Here is a 21,850-nt window from a genome sequence, read left to right as displayed (position 1 = left end):
GGGCACACAATCGGTACTATCGAATCTCATGAGTTCAGGCCTTCAGAAGACATTGGGATGTGGCTGCAGTGCAGTGTTAGCAGTGGTCATAGTGATCTCTTTTGTTGGCTGGGCCCTAAGTTTGATGGATAACGTCGCCCCCAGCCGACAATTGGAGCAGATTCCCGCAGACGTTCCACCGGCGCGCGGTGAAGTGGTTCCAGAAATTGATATTGAGGCCGCGGGGCGAACCTCTCAGCATCTAGGTTTTTGGGCTGAGCCGATCGCAATCGACACTGGAATCTCGCCACAAGCACTCATGGCTTATGGAAATGCCGAATTGGTGGCAAGAAAACTTTGGCCAAATTGCAACATTGCATGGACCACTCTTGCTGGAATTGGACAAATAGAAACCCGCCACGGAACCTACAATGGCAAGCTTTTTGGCGGCAGTTCGCTTGATGAAAATGGTTATGCCGATCCTCCCATTGTAGGTGTACCACTTGATGGCTCCCCCGGATTGGCAGAAATCCCTGATTCTGATGGCGGAAAGTGGGATGGCGATACGCAATTTGATCGCGCCGTGGGGCCGATGCAATTTATTCCGGAATCCTGGGCGCGTTTAGGGCTTGATGCCAATGGCGACGGTGAAGCTAATCCCAACCAGATTGATGACGCCGCCCTAAGTGCTGCCAACCTTCTGTGTTCAGCCGGGGGAGACCTTTCCACACCTGAGGGCTGGACCACAGCGGTGCATTCCTACAACATGTCTAATCAGTACCTGCTTGACGTCCGCGACGCCGCGGCATCCTACGCCTTGCGACAGCCAGCAATCTAAAACCATAAAAACACAGTTTTTCGACCGCCATCTCCGCTGGGAAAATGTTGGATCATGTTGATTCGGACATAAATGGGCAGGAAAAGGGGTGTTATTCTCCACAAAATCCATGTCATTGCGTCATCAAAACGAGATTCATGCAACAATTGGAAACAGACGTGATTGAAAGCCTTGCCTTTATGGTTGGAAACTTTCATTTACGTAAAAAATTCTGGATAGCTCCCAAGATGGCATAGGAGGCCACAGTGGCTGAAATCATGCACGTATTCGCTCGCGAAATTCTCGATTCCCGAGGAAACCCAACCGTAGAGGCAGAGGTTTTCCTGGATGATGGATCCCACGGTGTCGCAGGTGTTCCTTCCGGCGCCTCAACCGGTGTCCATGAGGCTCACGAGCTGCGTGACGGTGGCGATCGCTACCAGGGCAAGGGCGTTCTCAAGGCTGTAGAGAACGTTAACGAAGAGATCGGCGACGAGCTCGCAGGCCTCGAAGCAGACGATCAGCGTCTTATCGACGATGCCCTCATCAAGCTGGATGGCACTGCAAACAAGTCCCGCCTCGGCGCAAACGCCATCCTTGGTGTTTCCATGGCAGTGGCAAAGGCTGCAGCAGACTCCGCTGGCCTGCCACTCTTCCGCTACATCGGCGGACCAAACGCACACGTCCTGCCAGTTCCAATGATGAACATCATCAACGGTGGTGCACACGCTGACTCCGGCGTTGACGTACAGGAATTCATGATCGCTCCAATCGGTGCTGAGACCTTCGCTGAGGCGCTGCGTCAGGGTGCTGAGGTTTACCACGTTCTTAAGTCCGTTATTAAGGCAAAGGGCCTGTCCACCGGCCTGGGCGACGAGGGTGGATTTGCACCTTCCGTTGGCTCCACCCGTGAGGCACTTGACCTGATCGTTGAAGCAATCGAGAAGGCTGGCTTCACCCCAGGCAAGGACATCGCTCTTGCTCTTGACGTTGCTTCCTCTGAGTTCTTCAAGGATGGCAAGTACCACTTCGAGGGTGGCGAGCACACCGCAGAAGAGATGGCTAACGTTTACGCAGAGCTCGTAGCTGCATACCCAATCGTTTCCATCGAGGATCCACTGCAGGAAGATGATTGGGAGGGTTACACCAACCTCACCGCTCAGATCGGCGACAAGGTTCAGATCGTTGGTGACGACTTCTTCGTAACCAACCCTGAGCGTCTGCAGGAAGGCATCAACAAGAAGGCTGCTAACGCACTGCTCGTTAAGGTTAACCAAATTGGTACCCTGACCGAGACCTTCGACGCTGTTGAACTGGCTCACCGCAACGGCTACCGCACCATGATGTCCCACCGTTCCGGCGAGACCGAGGACACCACCATTGCTGACCTCGCAGTTGCACTGAACTGTGGCCAGATCAAGACCGGTGCCCCAGCTCGTTCCGACCGTGTTGCTAAGTACAACCAGTTGCTGCGCATCGAGCAGCTGCTCGGCGACGCTGCAGTTTATGCAGGTCGCAGCGCATTCCCACGTTTCCAGGGCTAATACGCTTTTCGACGCCACACTCCACGCCCCAGCAGCCTCCCTGGTTGCTGGGGTTTTGGGCGCGTTAGGGCGTCGAAAAGCACCTTTTTGGGTGTTATGACTAAGATCAAGGGTTATGGCAAAGCAGAAGAAGTCTCATAAAGGAATCGTTCCTGTCTCCAGCAGAGAACGGCCGTCAGAGACGGTTTCTGCAGCTCGCGCACCCTTTAGATTGGGAGCAATGGGATTAGCAGCACTAGCGCTTGCGGTCCTGGTAATCCTTTTTGTTATTGCGATCCCCGTGCGCAACTATTTTCAGCTTCGTTCTGACATCGCGCATACTCAGGCTTCCATTGAAGCCAAACAACAGCAGATTGCGCAGTTGGAGTCTGACCTGGAGCGTTATCAGTCTGAGGCCTATATCCGCGAACAAGCCCGCCTGCGCTTAGGCGTTGTTGAACCAGGGGAAACGGCCTTTAGGATTTTGGATCCTGCGCTGGAATCAGATACCTCTGTGACCTCTGATGGCACCGAAGCTGAACCGCTCGGACCCTGGTATGAAAACCTCTGGGATTCCGTTACTGAGCCCGAGGCAGTAGGGGAGGGCGAGATCGCTCCGCCACCACCAGTAGATGTCCCTGAGACCGCTGTCGTGGAGACACCTGTGATTGAGACACCTACGCAATAGGAAACATCGATAGGGACGTCAGCCTAAACTCATGACAGAATAGATAACATGAGTGTTACTGATGCAGATTTAAAAGCTGTCGAAGAGCAGCTAGGAAGGGCGCCACGTGGCGTCCTTGATATTTCCTACCGCAGCCCAGACGGTGTCCCCGGCGTAGTTATGACCGCCCCTAAGCTTGACGACGGCACCCCTTTCCCAACGCTGTATTACTTAACCGATCCTCGTCTCACCACCGAAGCGTCCCGCCTTGAGGTCGCTTTGATTATGAAGTGGATGACTGATCGTCTGGCAACAGATGCTGAGCTGCGTGCCGATTACCAGCGCGCCCATGAGCATTACCTAGCCAAGCGCAATGCCATTGAAGATCTTGGCACCGATTTCTCCGGTGGCGGCATGCCTGATCGTGTGAAGTGCTTGCACGTCCTCATCGCCTACGCACTTGCCGAAGGCCCGGATCACTTCCGTCTGGGAACTGAAGCAGTTGCCTTGGCTGCAGAACACGCAGACTTGCGTGGCACCGCCATTCCTGCAGATTGGCCAACTTTGGAAGAACTCGGAATTGATATCACTGAGTTTGATTTCTCCCGAGCAGGTGGCGTTTAATGACGCGATTTGCTGCCGTGGATTGCGGAACCAACTCCATTCGCCTTTTGATTTCTGAGCTCACCGCTGATGGACTTCAAGAACTAACCCGCGACAATAAAATTGTGCGCTTGGGCAAGGGCGTTGACGCTACGGGACAACTTGATCCCGAGTCCATTGCACGCACTCGTGTTGCACTCGAGGAATACGTCCAGGTGATGGAGGAATTTGGCGTTAAAACCGTACGCATGGTTGCCACCTCAGCCACCCGCGATGCTTCCAACCGCGAAGAATTCTTTGATATGACCCGAGAGCTGCTTTCTCGAATTCAACCCGGTGCTCAAGCCGAGGTTATTAGTGGGGAGGAAGAGGCTGCGCTGTCCTTCCGCGGTGCAGTGGCCGACTTGCCAGCTGAAGATGGTCCATTCTGTGTGATCGACCTGGGTGGCGGATCCACCGAATTTATTGTCGGTGAGCACAATGGAGAAATTCTAGGTTCACACTCAGCTCAAATGGGCTGTGTACGACTTACTGAGCGCATTATGCGTAGCGATCCTCCCACTGCAACCGAGGTGGAAATCGCCCGCGACTATGTGGCTGAGCGCATTGAGGACGTCAAAAAGATTGTTCCCATCTCCAAAGCCCGTACCTTTGTGGGCTGCGCCGGCACCTTCACCACCATCTCGGCATGGGTACAAGGGCTCGAAAGCTATGACCGCAACGCGATTCACCTGTCAGTGCTCAATTTTGATGCCCTCCGGGTGGTAACCGATGAGATTATTTCAGAATCCTCAGCGCAGCGCGCCAGCAATCCAGTAGTAGATATTGGACGCGCGGACGTGATTGGCGGTGGCTCTGTTGTAGTGCAGGCGACGATCAAACTTGCAGCTGAAGAAGCTGGGGCCAATTCCATCGTGATCTCTGAAAAAGACATTCTCGATGGTCTCATTCTGGGATTGGTAGATCAGGTCCTCTAATTTGGGTTCTTGGAATTAATTCCCGACCCCAATTCCGAGGTTTATGGCACTATGTTCTATGATGTTCAAGTGTCTTAAACCTCGGTTTGGCACTTACCGGAGGTTTCTTTAAGAGGCCTTCGCCCCCATAGCCCAATCGGCAGAGGCGGTTGACTTAAAATCAATACAGTGTGGGTTCGAGTCCCACTGGGGGCACAATGACCAGCGGAAACGCTGGTAAATAGACACTATTTTGGCTTAAAGGCCGAAATAGTGTCTTTTTTGTGTCAGTTTATTGTTTCGCGGCGTTGGGGGACTTGCCGAGCTGGGCTGTCTTGAGGGGACTTGCCGTGTTGGGCTGCGTTGGGGGACGTTGCAGGACGCTGGTTTAAAAGCATTAATTGCAGTTTTCACTTTATTTATGAGGCTGCGCTTGCTCAATCTATTCAAGATTGCAAAAAGTCTTAAGTTAATTCTAGAGCGGGGCTGGGAAGTAACGCATTTTCCGGGTAGATGGGAAATGCCTGGTCAAGGTGGGGTAATGCAAGTGTGAATCGTTGGCCGGGGGTGAAATAAGTGGCGGTGAGACCTGGGCTTTTTAAAGCAATCACGCCGTTGCACTATCAATCGAAGTCGAACTGTGGCACACTGGAACATGGTCGCGGTTTCTATACGCAGTGTTTAGGCGCTTGCAAGAGATGTACACGCGAGCGCCCGGTTTTCCACAATCATGCAGTAACTGCGGAGGTTGAGGTCGCCGAGGAGTTTTAACGACCTGGGTGTCAGTGAATCATGCTGACGCACATAGCATCACCTCTTAAGAAATAAGGTATTAAAATGGCACAGGGAACTGTGAAGTGGTTCAACGCTGAAAAGGGCTTTGGTTTCATCGCTCCTTCCGACGGATCCGCTGACGTATTCGTCCACTACTCCGAGATTCAAAGCGGCGGCTTCCGCAGCCTTGAAGAGAACCAGCAGGTTGAGTACGAACTTGGCGAAGGCGCCAAGGGTCCTCAGGCTCAGCAGGTTCGTGCACTTTAAGCTTTAGGCTTGATTGCATACTAAACCGTTACACCTTCGGGTGTGACGGTTTTTTCACGTTCCTGGGGGATGACCAGGGGATAAAACTAGGGTTTAACTGAGTTTGGTAGGAGTCGTTAAGGTCAGTATTTCAGGTAATAAGGCACTATAAAGGGAAACCTTAAATTCCTAGAAAGTGCCCGCATGTCTTCCGATGATTATGACGATTTTGACTTCAATCCCGATGTCACGGTGGTTTATGATTTCCCCGATGCAACAACCGAGATCACCATTGAAATTCACCCACATGAGAATCGTGCTATCGATATTCAACATATGACCATGATTAATGGGCTGAGGGAATCAATCACCACATTTTGTCAGCTTCACCATTATTACCGAGAACAACCCGAATTATTTCCAGGCGCACACCAGGTGGTGGGTGCTGTGCAATATTATGTGGAGCTCGCCAATGCGCATGCGCTCATTGACGCTTTGCAAGACGATCGGCCACAAATAGATTTCACCCGACGTGTCCTATTGCTAAACAAACTGGTTGAGAGCCTCAGCATTGTTGTTCGTCGAAATGTAACCGCCTCCCAAGCTTTAGCGTGGGCACAAACCGCACTCCAAGCTGCGGAGGAGTTTGATTTGGAAGGCTCTGCCGATTTTCTTGACGGGCTCCATCGAGACATCCCTTATGATTACTCCCGGTATTTGCCCACTGATCCAGATGAGCAACAAGCGGTGGAGGGGCGGGAGGTCTTGGCAAAGGTGAATAATGCCGGTCAAGATTACCCATTTTTTATATTTGTTGATGATGCTCAAACCAATGAAGAATACCTCGAGGCCGACGAGCTCGATGATAAGTCCAAGCTTGTTGTGTTAAAAGGGGAGTGGCCTTTGACCTGGGATGACGTACATCCTCGGCGGAGAATCTTTATGCACACTGTGTAACTCCACCCGCCAATAACCAAGCCTCGCAGCTGCATTGTGAGCAGTTGTGGGGCGAGGTCATTTTTCCCTAATTCTTCGGTTTCTTAGGAACGGGGGTAGGGAATCGCGCGGGAATCAAAGCAGGTCGAAGAGTAGGAAACCTGGCAGGTTTGCTCGCCTTAGGATTCCTTTTTAGCCAGCTGTGGGTAAAGATCCTCCAAAGCGCCAGATAGGCCAGCTCGGAAATGCTTGGCGGTGGAGTCAGCAAGAATTTCATAGTTGCCGGCAGCAAGGCTATCAAAAACCTGATTTATCAAGTCTTCCGGGGCAAGCTTTGGAGCATCGGCATGCGCAGCCATTGGGGTATCAACAAATCCCATGTGCACACCCATGACATGGATGCCGGCAGGAAGCAGGTCCAAGCGCAGCGAGTTGGTGACAGACCACAAAGCGGCCTTAGTGGCGGAGTAAATACCAGCACCGGCGTACCAAGATAGTGCTGAGTGAATATTGATGATTGCGGTATTGCCGCTGTTCTTCTCCAGGATTGGCACAAATGCGCGGGAGGGGAAGAGCGGCCCGAGGAAATTGGTTTCGGTGCTGTTGCGAATCTCTTAGTCGGTGTGCTCCAAAATGCGCGTGGAAGGGGTTGAAACACCCGCATTGTTGATCAAGACCGTGACATCTGAGGCTTGCTCGGCCACTTCCTTGATGGAGTCAGGGTTGGTCACATCGAGTTGTAGAGGGATAACTCGCTCATCATCCCAAGTGCGTGGGGAGCGAGCTGTGGCATAAACTTTGGCCGCTCCGCGCGCGAGCGCGACTTTAACAAATTGATGGCCAATGCCACCATTGGCACCGGTGACAAGGACAACGGCGTTGGTGGGGGAAGTCATGATGGAGATCCATTAGCTTGTTCTATCTGCGGAAATTATAATGACTAACCTCATAACTGAGTCTAGTCATAGTTTATTTCCTCGACTGTCACTGCTACTATTCCCGTGATTCCCAACCTTTGCTGGGCCACAATAAAAATTATTCGTGGCTAAAATCATTGCCCTCATTCCAAAAAGCCCATTAAAGTCTCGATAATATCTATTCCATTTGAAGTGAGGTTAGCGTAACCTACATTGAGAAGTTAGAGTCGGAACATCCGGCGCAGTCAAGGAGGATTACTAATGAACACAGCCAGCCTAATTTGGTGCAGTGCGGGAACAACCACCATCCACGTGGCAGATGCTAGTTTCTTGATGGTCGCCGGAGACCTCCTCTACGTTCCCAACGGCATCTTTTGGCAAGAGCGAGATACCGCCCTCATTTTGGAGATCACCTGTGCTGATAACTCTGTCACAGGGCCTGCACGACGCATGCACCTTGGCAAGGCGTGGAATGAACGCCTCATTTTTGAATACAGCAGGAGCCTCCTCGGCGAGCACACGCTCTCCCCGGAAATCAAAGCGCTTTTCCAAGACCGCATCTCTGCACCGCCCCTGCCAACTCCGCGTAAAGCGCGCGCAGTTGCCCAGGTTTTGGCGTCCAACCCGGCCGATCAAACCAGCCTTGAGGATTTTGCCACGCAGCAAGGCGTGTCCGCGCGGACCCTCCAGCGCCAGTTCCTGCAGTCCACAGGACTGTCTTTTAGTGAGTGGCGCGCTGCTCAGCGCGTGTTTGTCGCCTCCAGCTTGCTGGCCCACGACTTCAGCATTGCAGTGGCCGCCAACCTAGTTGGCTTTGCGGCGACCAGCAGCTTAACGCGTGCTTTTCGACGACACACTGGTACGACTCCATCAGCTTTTAGTAGTGCCCAAATCGGCATGGGAACAGTGGGACGAGCTCCACATATTCCAGCTCAAACAACTTTCGCCGAGGCTCTTAATGACCAACAATTGTGGATCCACAGTGGAACCGCAACAGTAACCACTGATGGCTATTGCCGATTCCTGGGACAAGGCGATATGGCCACAATTCCCGCTGGAACCCATACCCGAATTGATGTGGCGGCCGGCTCAATCGCGTTGCCAGTTCCAATCGGCGTGGCAGAAGCAGGCATGAACCTCGACCGCGTGGTTAACCTGCATAAACAACAACGGCTGGAGCTTCGTGTAGTGGAAAGACCAGCTTTTTCAATAAATGCGCATTAAATAATTGTTTGAGGGAACTAAAAGCCGGCTATCGACGTTGATTTCTATGAAGTAAAAAAATCAACTGAAAGGATCGGGGACCCTCTTGCGAAGCAGCAATCCCGTTTTTAGTTCCCTCAAGGAAACTCAAAGGCCTCATGGCCAAAACCCATACGGCGGTTACGACAACTTCGGTGGTGTCTACCAGCAAAACTCTGCTCCTCAGGTTGCAGAGCGCCCCATGACCGTCGATGACGTGATTACCAAAACCGGAATCACTCTCGCGGTCATTGTCGTTTCAGCTTTGGTCACCTTCGGTGTGTGGCTTTTTAACCCAGCTCTCGGCATGATGCTCACCCTCATCGGTGCAATCGGTGGCTTTATTACCGTCCTGATCAGCACCTTCGGCAAGAAGTACGGCTCTGCAGCTGTCACCCTTACCTACGCAGTATTTGAAGGCCTCTTTGTCGGCGGTATCTCCCTTTTGCTCTCGGGCTTTAGCGTAGGAGCTTCCGATGCTGATGCTTTGATCGGCCAGGCAGTACTTGGCACTATCGGTGTTTTTATCGGCATGCTTTTTGTTTATAAGACCGGTGCTATCAAGGTCACTCCAAAGTTCAACCGCATTCTCACCTCCATGATGATTGGTGTGCTGGTTTTGGCTTTGGGTAACTTCTTCATGGCAATGTTCCTTGGCACCAGCCCGCTACGTGATGGCGGAATCATCGCCATTATCTTCTCCCTCTTCTGCATCGGTTTGGCAGCTTTTAGCTTCCTTACGGACTTTGATGCAGCGGACCGTATGGTCCGTCAGGGCGTTCCTGCCAAGATGGCATGGGGCGTAGCACTTGGCCTGGCAGTTACTCTGGTGTGGCTCTACACCGAGATCCTGCGTTTGCTTAGCTACTTCCGTAACGATTAATCAAGATAAACAAAAATCCGGTGAGTTCCTTAAAGGAATTCACCGGATTTTTTATTGGGCCAAATTAGAGGGTGATAACTTCACCGTCAACGCTGACCTGAGCGAAAACCAGACCCTGGGAGGACTCGGTAGGGAAGGAGAGCTCGACGTCTACATCCGCAGTTTCAGTCTTTTCACCGGTTGCAGAAGTAACAACGCGAGTAGCGGTACCAGTTGCAGAGGTGGTACCCCAAGCTTCCCATTTGATCTCGGTTAGCTGCTCGCTGTTGTCGAGGCAGTTAAGAGAGATGGTTGCAGGCTGCTGCTCAGGAGCGCCAACGCAGTCAATATAGCCAGGGGCATTAGCAGCTACAGCTACGGTGCTGGCAGTGGCGTGGGAGGTAGGAGCCTCAACACCAGTTGCGGTTGCGACCTTCTGGTCAGAATCTTGCTGGTGTGGGGGAGTACAAGCTGCCAAAGCCAAAGCAGCCACAGCTGCAGTAGCAGATGCCATAAACTTCTTGGAAATTGAAGACATTGTTAGATAAATTCCTTAGTCCTTGTCGCGCAGCACTGCTGCCTTTTCAGAGTTATAAGGTTCTGCGGAAACCACAGTGACAGAGATAACCGAACCATTAGGTGCGGTGTACTCGCGAGTATCACCCTCCTGAGCACCCAGGATTGCAGCGCCGAGTGGGGACTGCTCGGAGTAAGTCTCCAAGTCAGGGTTCTCAGAAGCGGCAGCGCGGGTACCGATAAGGAAGGTTTCCTTGTCGCTCTTGTCACCGTCATAATAAACGTGGACCACAGAGCCGACGTGTGCGACACCCTCGATGATGCCCTCACGCTCGGTGGTAGCGTTAGCCAATACCTCAGAAATCTGCTTAATGCGGGCTTCTTCTTGATCCTGCATTTCACGGGCTGCGTCATAGCCTGCGTTTTCCTTCAGGTCGCCTTCTTCGCGGCGCTCATTGATTTCTGCAGCTACGGCTGGGCGGTGGGCGATCAGAGCATTGAGCTCTTCTTCCAACTTTGCCTTGGTTTCAGGGGTGATGTACTGCTTTTCTGCACTTGCCATGGTGTTTACCCTCCCGGGAACTGTAGAGGTGGATCATTAGCCAATTGCGCTCATGTCATGATTTAAGCCCCGGTTTACCCCGGGGCCCTAAACACTTAATGTGCGTGGATATCGACTAACAATGTCAACGTACGCTTTCTGCTGCAAATTTTAGCACAGTGAAATTTTGAAGTTTTAGAAGTTCATATGTGAAGGAATCACCGTCGAACATCCATAAACGCCACCAGAAACGGCGATGTCACGAGTGGGGATCAGAGTGGAGATTCGAACAGTGGAGTGTTCACTCGGCTCAACCAAAACTTCTCGACGACCAACCTCAGCGTGTGAGTAGTCTTTTGCCGTTACAATGCAATATGCCTTTTGGCTGGGATCATCTCGGGTGACGTCCACTTCAAAGCGGAAGGTGTCATCATCAATGCGTTCAAAAGCACCCATTTGGCCGGATACAGTTTGGGCTTCACGCTTATTCATATAGCTGGCAAAGGCTACAACCAATGCAATGATCAACAGGACTGCGATAACCGCGATGGCTTTACCACCTAAATTCCGGCCACCGGGATTCCCCGCCGTAGCATTGTACCTACTGGCAGGACGCTGAGCGCGTGGAATTTTGGAATTAGATGAAGCGTTGGAATTTGTGCTCATGGCGAAGTTCGTCGACGTCCTCTTCAAAGCCGTGCATGGTAATTGTTGCACCGAATAATTCGGCGCACAGAGTGGGGATAGTCAATATATTAGTCGTCATTGTGAAAACTGATAACCGGGGTCTGCCAACATAGGGTTATCATGGATTGAATACAAATCAACTAATTTTTAGCAACGTGAAAATTGCTGCAGAAAGGATGAAACACGTGAGTGGTCTACGCCTAATGGCGATCCACGCCCACCCTGACGACGAGTCGAGCAAGGGCGCGGCCACGATGGCTCGTTATACCGCAGAGGGCAATCGAGTCATGGTTGTCACTTGTACGGGAGGTGAGCGCGGTGACATCCTCAATCCAGCGATGGACAAGCCCGGAGTTTTGGAAAACATCTCAGAGATTCGTCAAGAAGAGATGGCCAAAGCAATGCGCATCTTAGGAACCGAGCATCGTTGGTTGGGATATGTTGACTCCGGGTTGCCCCAAGGTGATCCGCTGCCTCCACTACCAGCAGGCTGTTTTGCTCTTGAAGATCTCGACAAAGTCACTCGTGACCTGGTCGCCGTTATTCGTGAGTTCCAACCCCATGTGATCATTACATATGACGAGAATGGCGGCTACCCGCACCCTGATCACATCAAGGTGCATGAGGCTTCTATGCAAGCATGGGAAAAAGCTGGGGATGCCAACTATGCTCCAGAAGCTGGCGCTCCTTGGGAACCGCTGAAGCTCTATTACACCCACGGCTTTATTCGTCAGAGAATGCAAATGTTCCACGATTTGCTCATTGAGGAAGGAAAGCCCAGCCCATACACCCCAATGTTGGAGCGGTGGCAGGCCAACCAGGCGGATATTATGGCGCGAGTAACCACCCAGGTTCCGAGCGCGGAGTACTTTGAGCAGCGTGACGCAGCCTTGCGTGCCCACGCAACTCAGATCGATCCAGCTGGTGCTTTCTTTGGAACTCCAGTGGAGGTACAGCAGAAGTTGTGGCCCACGGAGGAGTTTGAGCTGGCTAAGACCAGGGTAAAAACTTCTATCCCTGAGGATGATCTGTTTGCTGGAATCGCTCCCGATGCAGAATAATGCTTAAAGACGACATCCTTTAGGAAGGACTTTCCAGGCGTGATTGATTTCAGTCCCGTGTTTAATACTGCTGCTAGTGCGTATAACAACACCCAAATCCTTATTTTTGCGCAGCAACAAGAAGGTGGCCCACTGGGGCCTGAGTTCGGAAAAGCTTCTCCAGTTGGACTCTTTATTATTGTTGCCATGCTGGCGGCGGTGTTGACCCTGGGCTGGATGTTCCACCGCAGATGGTCTCGTATGAACCGTCGACGCATCTTTGCAGAGCGTCATGGACTTGATCCTTTTGATATTGAAGGAGTGCGAAAGGCCATGGCAGAAGCAGGTCTGAATGAAAAGTCCAAAAAAGGGTTTTTTTAAATAAGTTTTGTGTTAAGGTCTTGAACATGTTCGCAGCACGATTTTATTTTATGCCCGGCTCCGGGGTTCCCCGCGCAAGCTGGCCATTAATTGTGCCAAGTTAACGCGAACAAGTTCCGGAGTCGAGCAGCACCTCCCCGCAAGGGTTGAGGGGCTGCTTTTTTGTTTCCCATATAGTCTGCTAGCCCCGAAAGGCACCACATCCCATGAGCTCCCCAGTTTCCCTCGACAACGCAGCGTCCACCAGCAATAAGCGCGTCGTAGCTTTCCACAAGCTGCCCACCCCAGCTGAGCTGATTGCTGCCAATCCACTCACCGCACAGCAAGCCAATAAGGTTGAGCGCGATCGACAGGATATTGCAGATATCTTCGCTGGTGAAGATGATCGCCTCGTTGTTGTTGTAGGACCTTGTTCAGTCCACGATCCTGAAGCTGCCATTGATTACGCCAACCGTTTGGCACCTTTGGCTAAGCGCCTTGATGAGGACCTTAAGGTAGTTATGCGCGTGTACTTCGAAAAGCCACGCACCACTGTGGGTTGGAAGGGTTTGATCAACGATCCACACCTCAACGAAACTTACGACATTCCAGAAGGCCTGCGCATTGCGCGCAAGGTGCTTATCGACGTAGTAAACCTCGACCTTCCCGTCGGTTGCGAATTCCTTGAGCCAAATAGCCCGCAGTACTACGCTGACACCGTCGCTTGGGGCGCAATTGGAGCTCGTACCACCGAATCTCAGGTACACCGTCAGTTGGCTTCAGGAATGTCTATGCCAATCGGTTTCAAGAATGGCACCGACGGCAACGTCCAGGTTGCCATCGACGCCGTGCAGGCGGCGCAGAACCCACACTTCTTCTTCGGCACCTCTGATGACGGAGAGCTCAGCGTGGTAGAAACCGCTGGCAACAACAACTCCCACATTATTTTGCGCGGCGGTACCACCGGCCCGAATTATGATGCAGCTTCGGTGGAGGCCGCCGTCGAAAAGCTTGGTGACAATGCGCGTTTGATGATTGATGCCTCGCACGCCAACTCCGGCAAGGATGATGTTAAACAAATTGGTGTGGTGAAGGAGATTGCGGCTCAAATTGCGGAGGGTAATTCTGCAATTGCCGGCATTATGATTGAATCCTTCCTGGTAGCGGGTGCGCAGAATCTTGATCCTGCAAAGCTGCGTATCAATGGTGGTAGCGGTCTGGTTTACGGCCAGTCTGTTACCGATAAGTGCATTGATATTGACACCACTGTGGATCTTTTGGCGGAATTGGCAGCTGCGGTGCGTGAGCGTCGCAACGCAAACAAGTAATCTGCAACCGATTCGGAGGGTAGCTCCCATGCCACCTGGGTGTGGGGGCTAGACTAAGAACTGTGTTTAACCTGCCCCGACTGCTATACCCGGTTTATGAGCGCCGCCTGCTAAAAGCACTCCAGGACGCCAAACAGCCCGGTCACGTTGCCATCATGTGTGATGGCAATCGGCGCTGGGCGCGTGAAGCTGGATTTACCGATGTCAGCCACGGACACCGCGTAGGTGCCAAAAAAATTGGGGAAATGGTCCAATGGTGCCAAGACGTGGACGTTAACCTCGTCACCGTTTATCTCCTGTCCATGGAAAACCTCGGCCGTTCCTCTGAAGAATTACAGCTGCTCTTTGACATCATCGCCGATGTTGCCGATGAGCTAGCACGGCCGGAAACCAACTGTCGGGTGCGGTTGGTTGGCCATTTGAATTTGCTACCCGACGATGTGGCAGCACGTTTGCGCGCAGCGGAAAGTACCACCACCAATAACACCGGAATTACGGTGAATATGGCAGTGGGTTATGGTGGCCGCCAAGAAATTGTGGATGCGGTGCGGGAACTACTCCAAGAAGGCGCAAATGCCGGCAAGGACATTCCTGCCCTCATCGATAGCGTTAATGCAGATGCGATTTCCATCCATCTTTATACTTCTGGGCAGCCTGACCCAGATTTAGTGATTAGAACCTCCGGTGAGCAGCGCCTTTCAGGCTTTATGTTGTGGCAGTCGGCCTATTCCGAAATTTGGTTTACCGATACCTACTGGCCCGCTTTTCGACGCATCGACTTCCTCCGCGCCCTGCGTGATTATTCTCAACGCAGCCGACGCTTCGGCAAATAGGGCAAATAGGGCAAATGGGGCAAATAGCCGAAAATCGGGGGATTGAGCTCCTAAGCTGGACTTCAGAAGATCTTGCTGATGTCCAGCCAAATGAGGAGAAACATGCCTAAGGCCATCGTTGCCTATGAAACCACCTACGGTTCCACGCGCGAATATGCTGAAGAACTTGCAGCACGTTTGGGAGTTGCATCCTTAAGCTTTAAAGAAGCTGCAGCTGCGCTTAACCAAGATCCCACTGCTCCGGTGATCGTCCTTAGCCCAGTCCATGGCCCTATGCACCCAGGCGCAAAATTTGTTTCTGATACTGATTTTGGACTGCATCCGGTGGCCTTGTGCACCGTGGGAATGACTTTAGATGAGGTAGCAGAGAAGAAGGACGGCGCTGCCAAGGTTATTGGTTCCAAGGCAAGCACTGTAAAGCGTTTTTATTTGCCGGGTCGCTTGAATTACTCAGAGCTTTCCACCGCGCATCGCACCACAATGTGGACCATCGTTAATATGCTCAAGGCCAAGCCCATGAAAAGCGCCAATGACAAAATGATGATCAACACCTTTGATACCGATGTTGATCGCGTTGATTTTGGTCGTCTCGATGAGATCGTGGCTTGGGCACAGGGCTAAACCCCGCCCTACGCCGACACTGTGCCGACCCACACAGGCCCCTGATTCGCACCGCACCGCACCTAAAGCTTGCGCATGCGCACGCGCTCAACCAAATGGTCGCTACCTTTTTTGAGCACCAAAGATGCACGCACGCGGGTGGGCAGAATATTTTCCACCAAGTTGGGCAGGTTAATGGATTGCCACAGCTCACGGGCAACTGCGGAGGCGTCCTCATCGCTCATATTGGCATAGTGCGAGAAGTGCGCGCCGGGGCGTCTAAAGGCAGTGTGGCGCAGCTGGAGGAATCGGTCGATATACCACTTTTCAATATCGTCGGTACGGGCATCAACGTAGACGCTGAAATCAAAGAGGTCCGAGATCATTAGCGTAGGGCCAGTTTGTAAAACGTTGAGGCCTTCGACGATAAGAATGTCCGGTTGGGAGACTGTCGTAAATTCTCCCGGTACACGGTCATAGGCGGTGTGGGAATACAGCGGTGCCTTCACATCGAATTTGCCGGATTTCACATCGGTGACAAAACGCAGCAGTGCTCGCTGGTCATAACTTTCGGGAAAACCTTTACGGGACATCAACCCGCGCCTATTTAATTCAGCTGCGGGGTAGAGGAATCCATCGGTGGTGACGAGGTCTACGCGGGGGTGTGAATTCCAGCGTTGTAGCAGCACTTGTAGCAAGCGGGCAGTGGTTGATTTTCCTACTGCAACAGATCCTGCCACTCCAATAACAAAAGGCACATTGGTTCGGGGCAGGGGAACACTGGTGGAGGCACTCAAAAAGGTCTCAGTAGCTGCGGTTAGTTGCTGGCGGGCACTAACCTGCAGGTGGATTAAACGAGACAGTGGAAGATAAACCTCAGCAACTTCTTCGAGGTCAATATTTTCACCAATACCGCGCAGTTCAATAACTTCATCTTCGGTCAACACCTGGGGCATGGACTTTCTAAGCTCGCGCCATTGGGGGCGATCAAAGTCCAGGTAGGGGCTGAAATCCGGAGTGCGATTGGAGCTGCGCGCAAGCTGCGCAGCCGCAGCGGTGTGTTCTGCCATGTAGTCCATTGTGCACCTTTACGAGGAAACACAGCCCACGAGGGTCGGGTTGACCAGCCCCGGAGCTCCAACAAGACTCCAACCAAACTCTAACCCAGGTCAAAACCATCCAATCTTCAAGAAATCACACCTAAAGCCACTCAAACGCAGATATACCCACAATCGGAGCCCCCGAGGTGTGCCGTACTTTCAAAAATGGGGTTTTAAGGTCTATGCTGGAGGGCGTATCTATCCCGCGAGTGAGGTCTTACGCGCGGGATTCGTCTTGTGAAAGGTTAGCTGACCTGATGACCGATGCCCACCAAGCGGACGATGTCCGTTACCAGCCACTGAGCGAGCTTGATCCGGAGGTGGCTGCGGCCATCGCTGGGGAACTAGCCCGCCAGCGCGACACCCTTGAGATGATCGCGTCTGAGAACTTCGTACCACGTGCTGTTTTGCAAGCACAGGGTTCTGTTCTTACCAATAAATATGCCGAGGGATATCCCGGCCGCCGTTATTACGGTGGTTGCGAGCAAGTAGATATCATCGAGGATCTTGCACGTAACCGTGCCAAGGCACTGTTTGGTGCTGATTTTGCTAACGTGCAGCCACACTCTGGCGCACAGGCTAATGCTGCTGTGTTGATGAGCCTTGCCGAGCCAGGCGATAAGATCATGGGTCTTTCCCTTGCTCATGGCGGTCACCTCACCCACGGTATGAAGCTGAACTTCTCCGGCAAGCTCTATGAGGTTGTTGCTTATGGAGTAGATCCTGAGACCATGCGCGTTGATATGGATCAGGTTCGTGAGCTGGCTCTGAAGGAGCAGCCAAAGGTAATCATCGCCGGTTGGTCTGCATACCCTCGCCACCTCGACTTTGCTGCTTTCAAGTCCATTGCGGATGAAGTTGGCGCCAAGCTCTGGGTCGATATGGCTCACTTCGCAGGTCTGGTTGCAGCTGGTCTGCACCCAAGCCCAGTTCCTTTTGCAGATGTGGTTTCCTCCACCGTGCACAAGACCCTTGGTGGTCCTCGTTCCGGCATTATTCTTGCTAAGCAGGAATACGCCAAGAAGATCAACTCCTCTGTTTTCCCTGGTCAGCAGGGTGGTCCTTTGATGCACGCTGTTGCTGCAAAGGCTATTGCAATGAAGATTGCAGCTACTGAGCAGTTCCGTGAGCGCCAGGAGCGCACCTTGGAAGGTGCTCGCATTTTGGCTGAGCGTCTCACCGCTGCGGATGCTAAGGCAGCCGGCGTGGACGTCCTTACCGGTGGCACCGACGTGCACCTGGTTCTGGCTGATCTGCGTAACTCCCAGATGGATGGCCAGCAGGCTGAGGATTTGCTGCATGAGGTTGGCATCACCGTCAACCGCAACGCGGTTCCTTTTGATCCTCGTCCACCAATGGTGACCTCTGGTCTGCGCATTGGTACCCCAGCGTTGGCAACCCGCGGCTTTGACGCTGCTGGTTTCACCGAGGTTGCTGACATTATCGGTACTGCCTTGGCTCAGGGCAAGGCTGCCGATGTTGAGGCGCTGCGTGGACGCGTCGCAAAGCTAGCTGTGGAGTACCCGTTGTACGAGGGCCTGGAAGACTGGACTATCGTCTAATCTAGGTTTTCGCTTTGTGTGAAGGCATCGTCGGCTGCGGCCGCACGGTGCCTTTACCTTATTTCTGAGGATTTTTGTGCGCGTACTTATTGTCGATAATTATGATTCATTCACCTTCAACCTCGCCACCTACGTGGAAGAGGTCAGCGGGCAGGCGCCGACCGTGGTGCGCAATGATGAGATAATCGATGAGAAGCTTTTCGACGCCGTCATCCTCTCGCCGGGCCCGGGCCACCCCGGAGTTGCGGCCGATTTTGGTATCTGTGCAGGCATAATTAAGCGCGCCCAGGTGCCCATCTTGGGCGTGTGTCTTGGCCACCAGGGCATTGCGCTGGCGCACGGCGCCCGCATTGACCTCGCGCCCACACCGGTGCACGGGCAGGTTTCCACCATCAGCCACAACGGCAGTGCGCTTTTCGACGCCATCCCGGACTCCTTCGAGGTCGTGCGTTATCACTCTATGATCGCCAGCGACCTGCCCGAGAGCGTGGAGGCGACTGCTTGGACCGAGGACGGCTTAATCATGGCGCTGCAGCACAAAACTCTGCCGCAGTGGGGCGTGCAATTTCACCCTGAATCCATCGGTGGGCAGTGGGGGCATCAGATCATCCGCAACTTCCTGCAGCTAGCACGCAGCTACACCTGGGAGATTTCCGAACGCGTGCTGGATATCGCGGTCGACCCTGCCCGAGTTTTTGCCACCCTTTATGGCAGCTCCGAGCACGCGTTTTGGCTTGATGATGTGGAAGGCACCAGCTATCTTGGCGATGCCAGTGGCCCTTTAGCCCGCACCCTTAGCTACCGCGCTGGAAGTGGAGATTTTTTCCAGCAGCTAGCAGCAGACCTCGCCCGCAATACGGTTGCCCCAGGTCCAGGCTTTAGGCTCGGCTGGGTGGGCTATATCGGCTATGAGCTTAAAGCTGAGTGCGGGGCAGGGGCAGCTCATCACTCCAAGCTGCCAGATGCGCATATGATTTTTGCCGATCGTGCCCTGGCCATTGAAAAAGACCGCGTGCGCCTGATGTCCCTGCGCCCGGATGAGCAGTGGTTTGCCGAGGTTGAATCTGCTTTAGAGCAGTTGCTGCCACTGCCTGCGGTGCAGATTGCGCCCATTGAGCTTAAGGTGCGCGATAGCAGGGAAGAATATCTGGCCAAAATTGCCCAAGCCCAGGATCTAATTCGCCGCGGTGAGTCCTATGAGATCTGTTTAACCACGCAACTCTCAGGCACCTGCGAACAAGATCCTTTTGAGCTTTACTTAGGCTTACGCGCAGCGAACCCCACCGCTTATGCTTCCTTCCTCAAACTGGGGGAGACAAGCATTTTGAGCTCATCCCCAGAGCGATTTATCACCATAGATGCTGCTGGCCACGTGGAATCAAAGCCAATTAAAGGCACCCGCCCGCGTGGAAAAACACCTGCCGAGGACGCTTTGATAGCTGCCGAACTGCAAGCAAACCCCAAAGACCGCGCCGAAAACCTCATGATTGTGGACCTGGTGCGCAATGACCTTGCCCGCGGCGCCCAGCCAACCACTGTTAAAACCGAGAAGCTTTTCGACGTTGAAACCTTCGCCACCGTGCACCAATTGGTGAGTACTGTCTCTGCACAATTGGGTAACAAAAGCGCTATGGAATGTATCCGCGCTGCCTTCCCCGGTGGTTCCATGACCGGTGCTCCCAAACTACGCACAATGGAGATTATTGATGCACTAGAAGCCGCACCTCGCGGAATCTACTCCGGTGGCCTTGGTTATTTTTCTCTCGATGGCTCGGTGGATTTATCGATGGTCATCCGCACCTTGGTGGTGCACGCCGGTGAGCTGGAATATGGTGTGGGTGGTGCCATTTTGGCACTTTCTGATCCAGCTGCAGAATGGGAAGAAATCCGCGTGAAGTCCACTCCTTTGCTGCAGCTTTTTGGAGTGGAGTTTCCATGAGCTTTTTGCGCTGGGATGGCGTTGCATTAGAGCCGGGTGCCGCAGAGAAAGCGTTGGTGGTGGATTCTTATCTGCTGCGCGATGGCCGCGTAGTGCGCTGGGATCTGCATGAACAGCGCTTTGCCCGCAGTATCCCGGTGGATGCTTATCTTTTTTTAGACACCGTGCGTGCCGCTCTGCCACAGACGGGGGAGTGGTTTCCCCGCGTTGAATGGTATGGCGGAGAATCCTTTGGAGTGCATATCCGCCCAGCACCTGCTTTGCGGACTTCAACGAGCCTGTGGCTTTCTGATCTTGATGATCCCCGCACCCAGCCCCTGATTAAAGGCCCAGACCTAGATATTTTGGGCCGATTGCGGGTTATGGCCCAGGATCGTGACTGTGATGACACCCTATTAATCAGCGCAGATGGCACCGTCTTAGAAGCCGCCAATGGGGCAGTGGTGTTTTGGCAGGATGAAAATACAGTTATCCTGCCAGCCTCGCCGGTGTTGCCTTCGATTACGGTGCGGGCCACAATTCCGCTGTGGGAAAAAGCTGGAATTAAGGTGCAGCGTGCCAATATTAGGCATCTTGATCTTCCGGCCTGGTGTGGCAGCGCCTTGCACGGCTGGACTGCGGTGGAATATTGGGGCCGTGGGGACGGCAAAATAACTGCAGCGCCTGCTCCGCTGGTAAAACCGTGGAATCAGGCGCTGTGGGGCGCGTCGAAAAGCGCTTAGCTTTCCTGCTCTTCGCTTTCTTCTTCAGCGGTGGTACGACCCTCAGCCAGCTGGGTGCGCGCCAGGCGCAACCACTCGGGCTGATTTTCGAGCAAAGCCTTGATATCGGCGGTGGTCAGGGGCTTGTCCAGATCGTTCTTCTTCAATGCCGCAATGGTGATGCCCAATTTTTGGGCCACGACTGGACGAGGGTGTGGACCCTCGCGGCGTAGGGTTTGGAGCCACTCCGGTGGATTTTCCTGCAGTTGCTTCAGCTCTTGGTGAGTAACAGCGCTGCTTTGGAACTCCTCTGGCGTGGCGGGCAAATAGAGACCCAGCTTCTTGGCTGCGGTCGCCGGCTTCATGGCCGTGCCCGATGGCTTGCGTACAGATTCTTCGTTCACGCCCTCAACGGTAGCATTAGTTTCATGCTTATCTTAAGTTTCACCACCGGCACCGAACCTGGAAAGTGGTTTATGCGATTCCGGGAACGTACTCATCATGGCGGACTTGAGACGCTTGACTCCGACGACGCCCTGGGCGAGATGCTGGCCGGCAAGGCACAACTTGCGCTAACCCGCCTCCCAGATGCGCGTATCGACGAAAACCTGCACGTGGTTGAGCTTTATTCCGAAAGCCCAGGTGTGGCGTTTCCCAAAGACTATTTCCTCGCCGCCGAAGAAGGTGACGTAGACCCCGCTGAGCTCGAGGGTGAGATCATCAACTGGGAGATTCCAGAAAGTGGTGAAGTTGACGCCGCAGCTGTGCGAGAAGCTTTGCAGATTGTGGCTGCCAATGTGGGAATTGTTATTGCTCCACGTCCGCTCATCAAGGTGTTGAGCAAGAAATTAGTGGAACACCGCAGCCTCAAAGGGGGCAAAAAAACGACCATTGCCCTGGTGTGGAAAAAATCCGATGATAATGAAGAAATTCAAGATTTTGTCGGAATTGCCCGCGGACGAACCGCTAATTCCAGCAGGCAGCAGACCATAAAACGTAGCGCCCGCGAAAAAACCCTTGCAAAACAGGCCCGTAAGCAGGCAGAAAAGAAGTCCGGCGCGCGACACCAGCAGGGGCGAAAACCACAGCGAAAACGGCGATAATTTTTAGTGTGCATGTCC

Annotated in this window: 24 protein-coding genes, 1 tRNA gene and 1 pseudogene; 19 read left to right on the top strand and 7 right to left on the bottom strand. The window is 53.1% G+C overall.

All coding sequences use genetic code 11. The features are described from left to right. Positions 1–28 precede the first annotated feature (28 nt). The 8 genes from SFC07_RS11820 (at position 29) to SFC07_RS11785 (ending at position 6,522) form a co-directional block, all read left to right on the top strand. Positions 29–817 carry a lytic transglycosylase domain-containing protein gene (locus SFC07_RS11820; RefSeq protein WP_411208477.1) on the top strand — a complete coding sequence of 263 codons (789 nt, stop codon included), beginning with the start codon at positions 29–31 and terminating at the stop codon, positions 815–817. Between the two features lie 245 nt (positions 818–1,062). Continuing rightward, on the top strand, positions 1,063–2,340 hold the full coding sequence (eno, locus tag SFC07_RS11815; RefSeq protein ID WP_411208475.1) for a phosphopyruvate hydratase: 1,278 nt from the start codon (positions 1,063–1,065) through the stop codon (positions 2,338–2,340). Positions 2,341–2,455: 115 nt separating this feature from the next. After that, positions 2,456–3,007 (top strand): septum formation initiator family protein, encoded by a 552-nt coding sequence (locus SFC07_RS11810; protein ID WP_411208473.1) that lies wholly within the window; start codon positions 2,456–2,458, stop codon positions 3,005–3,007. Between the two features lie 48 nt (positions 3,008–3,055). Next, entirely contained in the window at positions 3,056–3,610 is a 555-nt protein-coding gene (locus SFC07_RS11805; protein WP_411208471.1) for a DUF501 domain-containing protein, read from the top strand. Next, complete coding sequence (locus tag SFC07_RS11800; RefSeq protein ID WP_411208469.1) at positions 3,610–4,566, top strand: exopolyphosphatase; 957 nt, start codon at positions 3,610–3,612, stop codon at positions 4,564–4,566. Before SFC07_RS11805 ends, SFC07_RS11800 begins: the two co-directional genes overlap by 1 nt. Positions 4,567–4,687: 121 nt before the next feature. Next, positions 4,688–4,761: transfer RNA gene (locus SFC07_RS11795), tRNA-Leu, on the top strand. 621 nt (positions 4,762–5,382) lie between these two features. Beyond that, a complete protein-coding gene (locus tag SFC07_RS11790; protein ID WP_015650801.1) occupies positions 5,383–5,586 on the top strand; it encodes a cold-shock protein in 204 nt (67 codons plus the stop codon). 183 nt (positions 5,587–5,769) lie between these two features. Continuing rightward, on the top strand, positions 5,770–6,522 hold the full coding sequence (locus tag SFC07_RS11785; RefSeq protein ID WP_411208467.1) for a hypothetical protein: 753 nt from the start codon (positions 5,770–5,772) through the stop codon (positions 6,520–6,522). Between the two features lie 158 nt (positions 6,523–6,680). On the opposite strand, the pseudogene SFC07_RS11780 reads toward SFC07_RS11785, so the two are convergent. Further along, a pseudogene (locus SFC07_RS11780) lies at positions 6,681–7,397 on the bottom strand (SDR family oxidoreductase). A 282-nt stretch (positions 7,398–7,679) separates the two neighbouring features. Between SFC07_RS11780 and SFC07_RS11775 the strand changes: the two are divergent. Continuing rightward, a complete protein-coding gene (locus tag SFC07_RS11775; RefSeq protein ID WP_411208465.1) occupies positions 7,680–8,642 on the top strand; it encodes an AraC family transcriptional regulator in 963 nt (320 codons plus the stop codon). Between the two features lie 85 nt (positions 8,643–8,727). Further along, positions 8,728–9,543: a Bax inhibitor-1/YccA family protein gene (locus tag SFC07_RS11770; protein ID WP_411208464.1), complete on the top strand. Its 816-nt coding sequence runs from the start codon at positions 8,728–8,730 to the stop codon at positions 9,541–9,543. Between the two features lie 64 nt (positions 9,544–9,607). Here SFC07_RS11770 and SFC07_RS11765 read toward each other — a convergent pair whose 3' ends face one another. From SFC07_RS11765 to SFC07_RS11750, 4 genes are all read right to left on the bottom strand, one after another. Further along, positions 9,608–10,060 carry a hypothetical protein gene (locus tag SFC07_RS11765; RefSeq protein WP_411208462.1) on the bottom strand — a complete coding sequence of 151 codons (453 nt, stop codon included), beginning with the start codon at positions 10,058–10,060 and terminating at the stop codon, positions 9,608–9,610. 15 nt (positions 10,061–10,075) lie between these two features. Beyond that, a complete protein-coding gene (greA, locus tag SFC07_RS11760) occupies positions 10,076–10,600 on the bottom strand; it encodes a transcription elongation factor GreA (protein WP_411208460.1) in 525 nt (174 codons plus the stop codon). A 174-nt stretch (positions 10,601–10,774) separates the two neighbouring features. Further along, positions 10,775–11,245, bottom strand: coding sequence for a DUF4307 domain-containing protein (locus tag SFC07_RS11755; RefSeq protein ID WP_411208459.1), 471 nt, complete (start codon positions 11,243–11,245; stop codon positions 10,775–10,777). After that, complete coding sequence (locus SFC07_RS11750; RefSeq protein ID WP_411208457.1) at positions 11,217–11,345, bottom strand: hypothetical protein; 129 nt, start codon at positions 11,343–11,345, stop codon at positions 11,217–11,219. Before SFC07_RS11750 ends, SFC07_RS11755 begins: the two co-directional genes overlap by 29 nt. Before the next feature lie 106 nt (positions 11,346–11,451). Between SFC07_RS11750 and mca the strand changes: the two genes are divergently transcribed. From mca to SFC07_RS11725, 5 genes are all read left to right on the top strand, one after another. Then, positions 11,452–12,327: a mycothiol conjugate amidase Mca gene (gene mca, locus SFC07_RS11745; protein ID WP_411208456.1), complete on the top strand. Its 876-nt coding sequence runs from the start codon at positions 11,452–11,454 to the stop codon at positions 12,325–12,327. A gap of 39 nt (positions 12,328–12,366) precedes the next feature. Further along, positions 12,367–12,687, top strand: coding sequence for a hypothetical protein (locus tag SFC07_RS11740; RefSeq protein WP_411208454.1), 321 nt, complete (start codon positions 12,367–12,369; stop codon positions 12,685–12,687). Between the two features lie 206 nt (positions 12,688–12,893). After that, positions 12,894–13,994 carry a 3-deoxy-7-phosphoheptulonate synthase gene (locus SFC07_RS11735; protein ID WP_411208453.1) on the top strand — a complete coding sequence of 367 codons (1,101 nt, stop codon included), beginning with the start codon at positions 12,894–12,896 and terminating at the stop codon, positions 13,992–13,994. Between the two features lie 62 nt (positions 13,995–14,056). Continuing rightward, a complete protein-coding gene (locus SFC07_RS11730) occupies positions 14,057–14,827 on the top strand; it encodes an isoprenyl transferase (protein WP_411208452.1) in 771 nt (256 codons plus the stop codon). A gap of 102 nt (positions 14,828–14,929) precedes the next feature. Continuing rightward, on the top strand, positions 14,930–15,448 hold the full coding sequence (locus SFC07_RS11725; RefSeq protein WP_411208451.1) for a flavodoxin domain-containing protein: 519 nt from the start codon (positions 14,930–14,932) through the stop codon (positions 15,446–15,448). A gap of 62 nt (positions 15,449–15,510) precedes the next feature. Here SFC07_RS11725 and coaA read toward each other — a convergent pair whose 3' ends face one another. Next, positions 15,511–16,497 (bottom strand): type I pantothenate kinase, encoded by a 987-nt coding sequence (gene coaA, locus SFC07_RS11720; RefSeq protein ID WP_411208450.1) that lies wholly within the window; start codon positions 16,495–16,497, stop codon positions 15,511–15,513. A gap of 287 nt (positions 16,498–16,784) precedes the next feature. Here coaA and glyA point away from each other — a divergent pair, with 287 nt between their 5' ends. From glyA to SFC07_RS11705, 3 genes are all read left to right on the top strand, one after another. After that, positions 16,785–18,089, top strand: a complete 1,305-nt coding sequence (gene glyA / locus SFC07_RS11715; protein WP_411208449.1) for a serine hydroxymethyltransferase — start codon at positions 16,785–16,787, stop codon at positions 18,087–18,089. Positions 18,090–18,165: 76 nt separating this feature from the next. Continuing rightward, a complete protein-coding gene (gene pabB, locus SFC07_RS11710; RefSeq protein WP_411208448.1) occupies positions 18,166–20,028 on the top strand; it encodes an aminodeoxychorismate synthase component I in 1,863 nt (620 codons plus the stop codon). Then, a complete protein-coding gene (locus SFC07_RS11705; protein WP_411208447.1) occupies positions 20,025–20,750 on the top strand; it encodes an aminotransferase class IV in 726 nt (241 codons plus the stop codon). The genes pabB and SFC07_RS11705 overlap by 4 nt, the downstream gene beginning before the upstream one ends. Here the strand turns inward: SFC07_RS11705 and SFC07_RS11700 are convergent. Next, on the bottom strand, positions 20,747–21,094 hold the full coding sequence (locus SFC07_RS11700) for a DUF5997 family protein (protein ID WP_411208548.1): 348 nt from the start codon (positions 21,092–21,094) through the stop codon (positions 20,747–20,749). The two genes, SFC07_RS11705 and SFC07_RS11700, sit on opposite strands and share 4 nt — an antisense overlap. A gap of 63 nt (positions 21,095–21,157) precedes the next feature. Here SFC07_RS11700 and SFC07_RS11695 point away from each other — a divergent pair, with 63 nt between their 5' ends. Then, positions 21,158–21,832 carry a LysR family transcriptional regulator substrate-binding protein gene (locus SFC07_RS11695; protein ID WP_411208446.1) on the top strand — a complete coding sequence of 225 codons (675 nt, stop codon included), beginning with the start codon at positions 21,158–21,160 and terminating at the stop codon, positions 21,830–21,832. Positions 21,833–21,850: the final 18 nt, after the last annotated feature.

Source organism: Corynebacterium callunae, assembly GCF_046592015.1.
GTDB classification, from domain to species: domain Bacteria; phylum Actinomycetota; class Actinomycetes; order Mycobacteriales; family Mycobacteriaceae; genus Corynebacterium; species Corynebacterium callunae_A.
Note: the sequence above shows the minus strand (reverse complement) of the source record. Positions and strands in the feature narration are given on the sequence as shown.

Bases quoted from the DNA above. Each gene is read 5' to 3' on its own strand.
- SFC07_RS11820 (WP_411208477.1), top strand. From the start codon at position 29: ATGAGTTCAGGCCTTCAGAAGACATTGGGATGTGGCTGCAGTGCAGTG.
- SFC07_RS11810 (WP_411208473.1), top strand. From the start codon at position 2,456: ATGGCAAAGCAGAAGAAGTCTCATAAAGGAATCGTTCCTGTCTCCAGC.
- SFC07_RS11805 (WP_411208471.1), top strand. From the start codon at position 3,056: ATGAGTGTTACTGATGCAGATTTAAAAGCTGTCGAAGAGCAGCTAGGA.
- SFC07_RS11800 (WP_411208469.1), top strand. From the start codon at position 3,610: ATGACGCGATTTGCTGCCGTGGATTGCGGAACCAACTCCATTCGCCTT.
- SFC07_RS11790 (WP_015650801.1), top strand. From the start codon at position 5,383: ATGGCACAGGGAACTGTGAAGTGGTTCAACGCTGAAAAGGGCTTTGGT.
- SFC07_RS11785 (WP_411208467.1), top strand. From the start codon at position 5,770: ATGTCTTCCGATGATTATGACGATTTTGACTTCAATCCCGATGTCACG.
- SFC07_RS11775 (WP_411208465.1), top strand. From the start codon at position 7,680: ATGAACACAGCCAGCCTAATTTGGTGCAGTGCGGGAACAACCACCATC.
- SFC07_RS11765 (WP_411208462.1), bottom strand. From the start codon at position 10,060: ATGTCTTCAATTTCCAAGAAGTTTATGGCATCTGCTACTGCAGCTGTG.
- greA (WP_411208460.1), bottom strand. From the start codon at position 10,600: ATGGCAAGTGCAGAAAAGCAGTACATCACCCCTGAAACCAAGGCAAAG.
- SFC07_RS11755 (WP_411208459.1), bottom strand. From the start codon at position 11,245: ATGAGCACAAATTCCAACGCTTCATCTAATTCCAAAATTCCACGCGCT.
- SFC07_RS11750 (WP_411208457.1), bottom strand. From the start codon at position 11,345: ATGACGACTAATATATTGACTATCCCCACTCTGTGCGCCGAATTATTC.
- SFC07_RS11735 (WP_411208453.1), top strand. From the start codon at position 12,894: ATGAGCTCCCCAGTTTCCCTCGACAACGCAGCGTCCACCAGCAATAAG.
- SFC07_RS11725 (WP_411208451.1), top strand. From the start codon at position 14,930: ATGCCTAAGGCCATCGTTGCCTATGAAACCACCTACGGTTCCACGCGC.
- coaA (WP_411208450.1), bottom strand. From the start codon at position 16,497: ATGGCAGAACACACCGCTGCGGCTGCGCAGCTTGCGCGCAGCTCCAAT.
- glyA (WP_411208449.1), top strand. From the start codon at position 16,785: ATGACCGATGCCCACCAAGCGGACGATGTCCGTTACCAGCCACTGAGC.
- SFC07_RS11705 (WP_411208447.1), top strand. From the start codon at position 20,025: ATGAGCTTTTTGCGCTGGGATGGCGTTGCATTAGAGCCGGGTGCCGCA.
- SFC07_RS11700 (WP_411208548.1), bottom strand. From the start codon at position 21,094: ATGAAGCCGGCGACCGCAGCCAAGAAGCTGGGTCTCTATTTGCCCGCC.
- SFC07_RS11695 (WP_411208446.1), top strand. From the start codon at position 21,158: ATGCTTATCTTAAGTTTCACCACCGGCACCGAACCTGGAAAGTGGTTT.